This window comes from Paenibacillus sediminis, assembly GCF_017873765.1.
GTDB classification, from domain to species: domain Bacteria; phylum Bacillota; class Bacilli; order Paenibacillales; family Paenibacillaceae; genus Paenibacillus_AG; species Paenibacillus_AG sediminis.
In genome coordinates, this window is the sequence record NZ_JAGGKP010000014.1 from 17,164 (window position 1) to 26,521 (window position 9,358).

18 protein-coding genes are annotated in these 9,358 nt (G+C 43.3%); all 18 read right to left on the reverse strand.

What is annotated here, in order from left to right:
• Window positions 1-36: 36 nt before the first annotated feature.
• Window positions 37-579, reverse strand: coding sequence for a 50S ribosomal protein L6 (gene rplF, locus J2Z20_RS16100; RefSeq protein WP_209852738.1), 543 nt, complete (start codon window positions 577-579; stop codon window positions 37-39).
• A gap of 30 nt (window positions 580-609) precedes the next feature.
• The gene (gene rpsH, locus J2Z20_RS16105; protein ID WP_209852740.1) at window positions 610-1,008 is read right to left on the reverse strand and encodes a 30S ribosomal protein S8; all 399 of its coding nucleotides are present in this window, start codon (window positions 1,006-1,008) and stop codon (window positions 610-612) included.
• 32 nt (window positions 1,009-1,040) lie between these two features.
• Entirely contained in the window at window positions 1,041-1,226 is a 186-nt protein-coding gene (locus J2Z20_RS16110) for a type Z 30S ribosomal protein S14 (protein WP_062490520.1), read from the reverse strand.
• Window positions 1,227-1,273: 47 nt separating this feature from the next.
• Entirely contained in the window at window positions 1,274-1,816 is a 543-nt protein-coding gene (gene rplE / locus J2Z20_RS16115; RefSeq protein ID WP_209852743.1) for a 50S ribosomal protein L5, read from the reverse strand.
• A 31-nt stretch (window positions 1,817-1,847) separates the two neighbouring features.
• Window positions 1,848-2,201, reverse strand: coding sequence for a 50S ribosomal protein L24 (gene rplX, locus J2Z20_RS16120; RefSeq protein WP_209852746.1), 354 nt, complete (start codon window positions 2,199-2,201; stop codon window positions 1,848-1,850).
• 41 nt (window positions 2,202-2,242) lie between these two features.
• The gene (gene rplN / locus J2Z20_RS16125) at window positions 2,243-2,611 is read right to left on the reverse strand and encodes a 50S ribosomal protein L14 (RefSeq protein WP_209852749.1); all 369 of its coding nucleotides are present in this window, start codon (window positions 2,609-2,611) and stop codon (window positions 2,243-2,245) included.
• A 38-nt stretch (window positions 2,612-2,649) separates the two neighbouring features.
• Complete coding sequence (rpsQ, locus tag J2Z20_RS16130) at window positions 2,650-2,916, reverse strand: 30S ribosomal protein S17 (protein WP_209852752.1); 267 nt, start codon at window positions 2,914-2,916, stop codon at window positions 2,650-2,652.
• A gap of 51 nt (window positions 2,917-2,967) precedes the next feature.
• Complete coding sequence (rpmC, locus tag J2Z20_RS16135; RefSeq protein WP_209852755.1) at window positions 2,968-3,168, reverse strand: 50S ribosomal protein L29; 201 nt, start codon at window positions 3,166-3,168, stop codon at window positions 2,968-2,970.
• Entirely contained in the window at window positions 3,158-3,592 is a 435-nt protein-coding gene (gene rplP / locus J2Z20_RS16140) for a 50S ribosomal protein L16 (RefSeq protein WP_209852758.1), read from the reverse strand. Before rplP ends, rpmC begins: the two co-directional genes overlap by 11 nt.
• A 2-nt stretch (window positions 3,593-3,594) precedes the next feature.
• Window positions 3,595-4,260, reverse strand: coding sequence for a 30S ribosomal protein S3 (rpsC, locus tag J2Z20_RS16145; protein ID WP_209852761.1), 666 nt, complete (start codon window positions 4,258-4,260; stop codon window positions 3,595-3,597).
• A 13-nt stretch (window positions 4,261-4,273) separates the two neighbouring features.
• Window positions 4,274-4,606, reverse strand: coding sequence for a 50S ribosomal protein L22 (rplV, locus tag J2Z20_RS16150; protein ID WP_209852764.1), 333 nt, complete (start codon window positions 4,604-4,606; stop codon window positions 4,274-4,276).
• 32 nt (window positions 4,607-4,638) lie between these two features.
• A complete protein-coding gene (gene rpsS, locus J2Z20_RS16155) occupies window positions 4,639-4,920 on the reverse strand; it encodes a 30S ribosomal protein S19 (protein ID WP_209852767.1) in 282 nt (93 codons plus the stop codon).
• Between the two features lie 64 nt (window positions 4,921-4,984).
• On the reverse strand, window positions 4,985-5,815 hold the full coding sequence (rplB, locus tag J2Z20_RS16160) for a 50S ribosomal protein L2 (RefSeq protein ID WP_209852770.1): 831 nt from the start codon (window positions 5,813-5,815) through the stop codon (window positions 4,985-4,987).
• Between the two features lie 29 nt (window positions 5,816-5,844).
• Window positions 5,845-6,135 carry a 50S ribosomal protein L23 gene (rplW, locus tag J2Z20_RS16165; RefSeq protein ID WP_209852773.1) on the reverse strand — a complete coding sequence of 97 codons (291 nt, stop codon included), beginning with the start codon at window positions 6,133-6,135 and terminating at the stop codon, window positions 5,845-5,847.
• On the reverse strand, window positions 6,135-6,758 hold the full coding sequence (rplD, locus tag J2Z20_RS16170) for a 50S ribosomal protein L4 (protein ID WP_209852775.1): 624 nt from the start codon (window positions 6,756-6,758) through the stop codon (window positions 6,135-6,137). The genes rplW and rplD overlap by 1 nt, the downstream gene beginning before the upstream one ends.
• 26 nt (window positions 6,759-6,784) lie before the next feature.
• Window positions 6,785-7,408, reverse strand: coding sequence for a 50S ribosomal protein L3 (gene rplC / locus J2Z20_RS16175; protein ID WP_209852777.1), 624 nt, complete (start codon window positions 7,406-7,408; stop codon window positions 6,785-6,787).
• A gap of 43 nt (window positions 7,409-7,451) precedes the next feature.
• The gene (rpsJ, locus tag J2Z20_RS16180; protein WP_068698242.1) at window positions 7,452-7,760 is read right to left on the reverse strand and encodes a 30S ribosomal protein S10; all 309 of its coding nucleotides are present in this window, start codon (window positions 7,758-7,760) and stop codon (window positions 7,452-7,454) included.
• Window positions 7,761-8,089: 329 nt separating this feature from the next.
• Entirely contained in the window at window positions 8,090-9,280 is a 1,191-nt protein-coding gene (gene tuf, locus J2Z20_RS16185; RefSeq protein ID WP_209852796.1) for an elongation factor Tu, read from the reverse strand.
• Window positions 9,281-9,358: the final 78 nt, after the last annotated feature.

Sequence of the window (9,358 nt, forward strand, 5' to 3'; positions counted from 1 at the left end):
TAAGACGCACGGGGTAAAAGTCCAATAAGATTTACCTTATTTCTTCTTACCAGCTTTACCTTCCTTACGGATGATGCGTTCGCCTTCATACTTAATACCTTTACCTTTGTATGGTTCAGGTTCACGTACAGAACGAATTTTAGCAGCATAAGCACCTACGCGCTCTTTGTCGATCCCTTTAACGATAATTTTCGTGTTAGAAGGAACTTCGAACTCAATGCCTGCTTCTGGCGTAATTTCAACCGGATGGGAGTAACCAACGTTCAGAACGATTTTATCTCCGGATTTGCTAGCACGGTATCCAACCCCTACAAGCTCAAGGGATTTAGAGAAACCTTCAGTTACACCGCTCACCATGTTGTTTACAACACTGCGAGTTGTACCATGTAGAGAACGATGTAATTTATTTTCAGAAGGACGCTCAATGATGATTTGGTTATCTTCAACCGTTACTTTCATATCTTTATGAAGTGCGCGGCTGAGCGTACCTTTAGGTCCTTTAACCGTAATTACAGAGTTATCAAGTGTGACATTCACACCACTAGGGATTGCGATTGGTTTGCGACCAATACGAGACATTTGTTGCACCTCCTTGTTTTAAGACGTGTATTACCAAACGTAGCAGATAACTTCTCCGCCTGATTTTGCTTGACGAGCTTCTTTATCCGTCATAACTCCTTTGGATGTGGAGATAATTGCGATACCTAGACCGCCGAGAACACGAGGAACTTCATTACTTTTCGTGTACACGCGAAGGCCTGGTTTACTAATTCTCTTCAAACCGGAGATGACGCGTTCGTTGTTAGGGCCGTATTTCAAGAAGATACGGATAATCCCTTGTTTATTATCATCGATATACTCTGCATCGCGGATAAAACCTTCACGCTTCAAAATTTCAGCGATTTGTTTTTTGATCGTCGAAGCAGGAACTTCTACCGTTTCATGACGCACTGTGTTTGCGTTACGAATGCGAGTAAGCATATCTGCAATTGGATCTGACATAGTCATTTAATGTAAACCTCCTTCCCGTTGTAGGGTGATTACCAGCTTGCTTTTTTGACGCCAGGAATCTGACCTTTATAAGCTAATTCACGGAAACAAATTCTGCAAATTTTAAATTTTTGCAATACCGAATGTGGACGACCGCAACGCTCGCAACGTGTGTATGCACGCACTTTAAACTTAGGCTTGCGTTGTTGTTTTACTTTCATTGAAGTTTTTGCCACTTAGCCTGACACCTCCTAAATAGTTTCGGTGAACAATTAAGCCGACATTATTTCGCAAATGGCATTCCGAGTTGAGTCAACAATTCACGAGACTCTTCGTCAGTGTTAGCCGTTGTTACGATAACGATATCCATACCGCGAACTTTATCCACTTTATCGTACTCGATCTCAGGGAAGATCAATTGTTCCTTAAGACCAAGAGTGTAGTTACCACGTCCATCGAACGCTTTAGTAGATACACCGTGGAAGTCACGAACGCGAGGAAGCGCAACGTTGAACAATTTATCAAGGAAGTAGTACATGCGTTCACCGCGAAGTGTAACTTTAACCCCAATCGGCATGTTCTCACGTAGCTTAAATCCTGCGATGGATTTTTTAGCACGAGTAATTACTGGTTTTTGACCTGCAATCAACTCCATATCATTGACTGCGGAATCAAGCACTTTAGAGTTAGCAACAGCGTCACCAACACCCATGTTGATTACCACTTTCTCAATTTTAGGCACTTGCATTACAGTTGTATAGTTGAACTTCTGCATCAAAGCAGGAGTGATTTCGTTTAGAAAACGTTCTTTCAATCTTGCTGCCATGAATTATGGACCTCCTTTCCTGACAATTCAATTAGTCGATAACTTCTCCGGATCTCTTAGCTACGCGAACTTTTTTGCCGTTGTCCAATACTTTGTAACCGATACGAGTTACTTTTCCGCTCTTAGGATCAACGTGCATTACGTTCGATACGTGAATCGGAGCCTCTTTCTCAATAATTCCACCTTGTGGATTAAGTTGAGTAGGTTTTTGGTGTTTTTTAACCATGTTCACGCCTTCTACAAGGACACGGTTTTCACGAGGATAAGCTGCAAGTACGCGGCCTTTTTTGCCTTTGTCTTTACCGCTGATCACGATAACAGTGTCGTCTTTTTTGACGTGAAGTTTGTTAGCATGGGATTCAAGCACCTTTTTCAATCTTGGCATTTCGTACACCTCCTGGTTGCAAGGATTTATTTATACCCTTGTTAGATTACTTCCGGAGCCAAGGAAACGATTTTCATGAAGTCTTTATCACGAAGCTCACGTGCGACAGGTCCGAAAATACGCGTTCCGCGTGGGCTTTTATCTTCTTTAACAACAACTGCTGCATTTTCATCAAATGCGATGTAAGATCCGTCTTTACGACGAACAGCACGTTTGCTGCGAACAACAACCGCTTTAACAACGTCACCTTTTTTGACAACGCCGCCTGGTGTTGCTTGTTTTACAGAACATACGATCATATCACCAATTTGAGCCGTACGACGACCAGTACCGCCAAGAACGCGAATACACATAAGTTCTTTCGCACCAGAGTTATCAGCTACAGCTAAGCGTGTAAATGGTTGAATCATTGATATTTCCTCCTTTCGGAATAAGCTCTAGGTCATCCTTAAATGATAACCGCTTCTTCTACAACTTCCACAAGTCTCCAACGTTTGTCTTTAGAAAGCGGACGAGTCTCCATGATTTTCACGATATCGCCGATTTTCGCAACGTTGTTTTCATCATGCGCTTTAAATTTCTTAGTGTATTTAATGCGTTTATGGTACAAAGCATGTTTTTTGTAAGTTTCAACAGCAACTACAATTGTTTTGTCCATTTTATCGCTGACCACTTTACCGATTTGCACTTTACGAGCATTGCGTTCTTCGCTCATAGTTAGCCTCCTTCCTGAATTCAGATGATTACGATGCAGCCATCTGGTTCATTAACTAGTGATCCCAAGTTCTCTTTCACGTAATACGGTTTTAGCACGAGCTATTTCTCTACGCACATCACGGATTCGATATGGGTTATCAAGCTGACCGGTAGCCAATTGAAAACGGAGGTTAAAGAGCTCCTCTTTAAATCCGGCAATTTTTTGTTCAATTTCAGCAGTGGTTAAGTTGCGCAATTCATTAGCCTTCATTTGCTTCACCACCCAATTCTTCACGTTTCACAAACTTCGTTTTGATAGGCAGTTTGTGAGCTGCAAGACGCATTGCTTCGCGAGCAATTTCTTCAGACACACCATCAAGCTCGAACATAATTTTGCCCGGCTTAACAACTGCTACCCATTTCTCAACGTTACCTTTACCGCTACCCATACGCACTTCAAGAGGCTTTTGAGTAATCGGTTTATCAGGGAAAATCTTAATCCAAACTTTACCGCCACGTTTGATGTAACGAGTCATCGCAATACGAGCTGCTTCGATCTGACGGTTAGTGATCCAAGAAGGCTCAAGAGCTTGCAACCCGTATTGACCAAAGTTCAGTTCCGTGCCGCCTTTAGCTTGGCCTTTCATATGACCGCGTTGTTGTTTGCGGTGTTTTACACGTTTTGGTACCAACATGATTAGTTGCCTCCTTCCTGAGCAGCTTGTTTCTTAGCCGTAGGAAGAACCTCTCCACGATAGATCCATACTTTTACGCCAAGACGGCCATAAGTTGTATGAGCTTCCGCTGTACCGTAGTCGATGTCAGCACGAAGCGTATGAAGTGGAACAGTTCCTTCACTGTAGCCTTCTGTACGAGCGATTTCAGCACCGCCAAGGCGTCCGCTGACTGCTGTTTTAATCCCTTTAGCTCCTGCACGCATCGATCTTTGAATAGCTTGTTTCAAAGCACGACGGAATGAAACACGGCGTTCCAATTGTTGTGCAATGCTTTCTGCTACCAAGATTGCGTCAAGCTCAGGGTTTTTAATTTCAGAAATGTTAATGTGAACCTTTTTACCGCCTGCAATTTTAGTAATTTGGTTACGAAGATTTTCAACTTCAGAACCGCCTTTACCAATTACCATACCTGGTTTCGCAGTATTGATTGTTACGTTCACACGGTTGGCTGCTCTCTCAATTTCAATGCGAGATACTGCAGAGTCTTTCAATTTATTTTTCAGGTATTCACGAATTTTGACGTCTTCTAGTAGAAGATCACCAAAATCTTTGCCTGCATACCATTTAGATTCCCAATCACGGATAATTCCAACACGTAATCCGACTGGATTTACCTTTTGGCCCACACGTTTTCCCTCCTTATTTTTCAGATACCACTAAAGTAATGTGGCTAGTACGTTTGTTGATCCGGCTTGCACGTCCCATTGCACGTGGGCGGAAACGTTTCATCGTCGGACCTTGGTTAACGTACGCTTGTGTTACAACCAATTTATTGACATCCAATGAATTGTTATGCTCAGCATTCGCGATCGCTGAATTCAAGAGCTTCTCAACGATTGGAGAAGCAGCTTTCGGAGTATGACGAAGAATTGCAATTGCCTCGCCAACTTTCTTGCCGCGAATCAAGTCAACAACTAGTTGAGCCTTACGAGGAGCAATCCGAACAAATCTTGCATGTGCTTTTGCTTCCATTGTGTAACCTCCTCTCAAACGTAGAACTTATATTAACGTCTTCCGGTTTTTTTATCGTCATCCGTATGACCTTTGTACGTACGGGTAGGAGCAAACTCACCCAGTTTGTGACCAACCATATCTTCCGTTACATATACTGGCACGTGTTTACGTCCGTCATATACTCCAAACGTATGTCCGATAAATTGTGGGAAAATCGTAGAGCGACGGGACCACGTTTTAATTACTGTCTTTTTGTTGGACTCGTTTAATTCTTCTACTTTCTTCAGCAGGTAGCCATCAACAAAAGGCCCCTTTTTCAGACTGCGACTCATAGTCAAATCCTCCCTTCTTCAAATCTTCTCGCTTGATCTATGCACGAGTTATGCACAATTTGCATTACTTAGTGCGACGACGAACGATATATTTATCAGAAGCTTTTCCTTTTTTACGCGTTTTGTAACCAAGAGTTGGTTTGCCCCATGGAGACATAGGCGATTTACGTCCGATTGGAGCTTTACCTTCACCACCACCGTGAGGGTGATCGTTAGGGTTCATTACTACCCCGCGAACTTCAGGACGTTGACCAAGCCAGCGGCTGCGGCCTGCTTTACCGATTTTCACAAGTTCGTGATCTTCGTTACCTACAGATCCGATTGTTGCACGGCAAACTTTCAAAATTCTGCGAACTTCACCAGAAGAAAGACGTACAGTTACGTATTTATCTTCTTTACCAAGAAGTTGCGCTTCAGTACCTGCTGCACGAACCAATTGTCCACCTTTACCTGGTTGCAATTCGATATTGTGGATAACTGTACCTACTGGAATGTTTTCTAGCGGCAGTGCATTACCGATTTTGATGTCGGCATTAGGACCAGATTCGATTTTATCGCCAACTTTAAGACCTTTAGGAGCGATGATATAACGTTTCTCTCCATCAGCATAGTTGATCAAAGCGATATTGGAAGTACGGTTAGGATCATACTCAATTGTAGCAACGCTACCTGGTATTCCATCTTTATTCCGTTTGAAGTCGATAATACGGTATTTACGTTTGTGTCCACCACCTTGGTGACGAACCGTAATTTTACCTTGGTTATTGCGGCCAGCTTTTTTGCTAAGTGGCGCAAGCAAAGATTTCTCCGGCTCATTAGTCGTAATCTCTTCAAAAGTGGATACGGACATAGCACGGCGAGCCGGGGATGTCGGTTTATACTTTTTAATAGGCACTGATTTTCCCTCCTTACATTAACGATTTCTTATACAGACTCAAAGAACTCGAGCGGTTTGCTGTCTTTGCTCAAAGTTACAATCGCTTTTTTCCATTCACTAGTGTAACCGGAGTAGCGTCCGTAACGTTTTGGCTTCGCAGGAACACGCATCGTATTCACGTTAGTTACTTTAACTTTAAAGATCGCCTCAATAGCTTGCTTGATTTCGGTTTTGTTCGCACGCATGTCTACTTCGAACGCATATTTCAAGTCGCTCATGTAGTCAGCCGTACGTTCCGTAATCACTGGGCGCTTAATTATATCGCGAGGATCCTTCATTACGCGAGCACCTCCTCTACCTTCTGAACTGCTTCTTTCGTAATGATCAGCTTGTCGTAAGTCAACACATCAAGAACATTAATGCCGTCAGCTGCAACGAATTTCACCCCAGGGATGTTACGTGCAGATAGAGCAACATTCTCGTCATAGCTAGGCGCTACTACAAGTGCTTTGCGATCTACTTTGAGGTTGTTCAAAATAGCTGCGAATTCTTTTGTTTTTGGCGCGCTAAGCGTAAGTTGATCAAGTACGATAATTTCATTATCCACAACTTTTGAAGATAATGCGGATTTGATTGCTAGACGACGAACTTTCTTAGGAAGTTTGTACGCATAGCTGCGTGGAGTCGGACCAAATACGACACCGCCGCCTTTCCATTGTGGTGCACGGATCGAACCTTGACGAGCACGGCCTGTACCTTTTTGTTTCCAAGGTTTACGACCACCACCGCGAACTTCAGAACGACCTTTAACTTTATGGTTACCTTGACGAAGGGAAGCTTGTTGCATAACAACGGCTTCATGAAGAACGTGAACGTTTGGTTCGATTCCGAACACCGCATCGTTCAATTCAATTTCGCCCACTTGGCTACCGCTAACATTGTAAAGAGCTACTTTAGGCATTGTTTGTTCCTCCTTTCCTTAGGTGTTTATTTCTTCACCGATTGTTTAATTTTCACGAAGCTGTTTTTAGGTCCTGGAATGGAGCCTTTAACGAGCAATACATTGCGTTCAGCATCAACTTTTACGACTTCAAGGTTTTGAATCGTAATTGTTTCATGCCCCATATGTCCTGGAAGGTGTTTACCTTTAGGAACGCGGTTCGCTTGGATGGAACCCATGGAACCTGGACGACGATGGTAACGAGAACCGTGAGCCATTGGTCCGCGGCTTTGTCCCCAACGTTTGATAACGCCAGCGAATCCTTTACCTTTAGAAATACCTGTTACGTCAACAAATTCGCCTTCTGCGAAGATATCAACCTTCACTTCTTGGCCAACCTCGTATCCAGCGAGGTCAACACCGCGAATTTCACGAACGTAGCGCTTAGGTGCAGTGTTTGCTTTTTTAGCATGACCTGCTTCAGGTTTATTCGCGTTCTTTTCTTTTTTATCGGAAAAGCCCAATTGCACTGCTTCGTAACCGTCGTTCTCCAAATCTTTCTTTTGCAAAACAACGTTAGGTCCTGCTTCTACTACAGTTACAGGAATAACATTACCTTCAGCAGTAAACACTTGAGTCATCCCAAGTTTTTTCCCTAAGATACCTTTCATGTTGACACCTCTTTTCCTTTCTTTCTTCCGTTATGCATTGGAATTACAATTTGATTTCGATATCCACACCGGACGGCAGGTCCAAGCGCATTAAGGCATCCACAGTTTGTGGAGTTGGGTTCACAATATCGATCAAACGTTTGTGTGTACGTTGTTCGAATTGTTCCCGAGAATCCTTATACTTGTGTACCGCGCGGAGAATAGTTACAACTTGTTTCTCAGTTGGAAGCGGAATCGGGCCAGATACACCAGCACCCGAACGTTTTGCAGTCTCTACAATTTTCTCTGCGGATTGATCAAGAATTCTGTGATCGTATGCTTTCAAACGAATACGAATTTTTTGCTTTGCCATTTTAGTCCCTCCTTCTATCGCCCAATTTAGTATCGGACATACTCCGTGAAAATTTTCCGACTCACCTTCCCATGGCAAAGGGGCCGGGTGTGTCAGTAACCTCTCACATCATCGCAACGTCTCAGAACAACATTCATTATTATATAGAAAAGGCGGGCACTTTGCAAGAAAAAATTAAAAGTTTCTGCAGCGTACATCTTATATAGAAGAAACTAAAAAGAAAGAGCCTGTTTTCTTTACGAATACAGGCTCTTTCTCATCATCGTTACAGTACAATGTTGCTCGTTACAGTACAATGTTGCTTATGTTCAATAGACTTGTTCAGCCTATTATTTGGAGATTGTTGCTACTGTTCCAGCACCAACTGTACGTCCGCCTTCACGGATGGAGAAACGAGTACCTTCTTCAATCGCGATTGGAGCGATCAATTGTACGGATACAGTGATGTTGTCACCAGGCATAACCATTTCTGTTCCTTCTGGAAGAGTGATTACACCAGTTACGTCCGTTGTACGGAAGTAGAATTGTGGACGGTAGCCTGAGAAGAAAGGTTTATGACGTCCGCCTTCTTCTTTAGTCAAAACGTACACTTGAGCAGTGAACTCAGTGTGCGGTTTAACGGAAGCTGGTTTTGCAAGAACTTGACCGCGTTCAATATCTTTACGGTCAATACCACGAAGCAATGCACCGATGTTGTCACCAGCTTGTGCGTTGTCGAGCAATTTACGGAACATCTCAACGCCTGTAACAACGGATTTTTTAGTTTCTTCAGCAAGACCAACGATTTCAACTTCGTCGCCGACTTTAACTACACCGCGTTCTACACGACCAGTTGCAACTGTACCACGACCAGTGATGGAGAATACGTCTTCGACTGGCATCAAGAAAGGTTTGTCAGTGTCGCGTTCTGGAAGAGGGATGTACTCATCAATCGTTTCGAACATTTCAATGATTTTTTGAGCCCATTCGCCTTCTGGATTCATCAATGCTTCACGAGCAGAACCACGAGTGATTGGAGTGTCATCACCTGGGAAGTCATATTCGTTAAGAAGGTCGCGAACTTCCATTTCAACCAATTCAAGAAGCTCTTCGTCTTCAACCATGTCGCATTTGTTCAAGAATACAACGATGTAAGGAACGCCTACTTGGCGGGACAACAAGATGTGTTCGCGAGTTTGCGGCATAGGACCGTCAGCTGCGGATACAACCAAGATTGCGCCGTCCATTTGAGCAGCACCAGTGATCATGTTTTTAACGTAGTCGGCGTGACCTGGGCAGTCAACGTGAGCGTAGTGACGTTTGTCAGTTTCGTACTCAACGTGAGCTGTGGAGATCGTGATACCGCGTTCTCTTTCTTCTGGAGCTTTATCGATTTGGTCGAATGCTACTGCAGCACCGCCGTATTTTTTGGACAATACAGTTGTGATTGCAGCTGTAAGAGTTGTTTTACCATGGTCGACGTGACCAATAGTACCGATGTTAACATGGGGTTTTGTACGTTCGTATTTAGCTTTTGCCATTTTGAACAGTTCCTCCTTAATAATGAATTAAATATGTTGACTGTACGGAGTAATTAAAGCATTTCGCTCTAATACTCC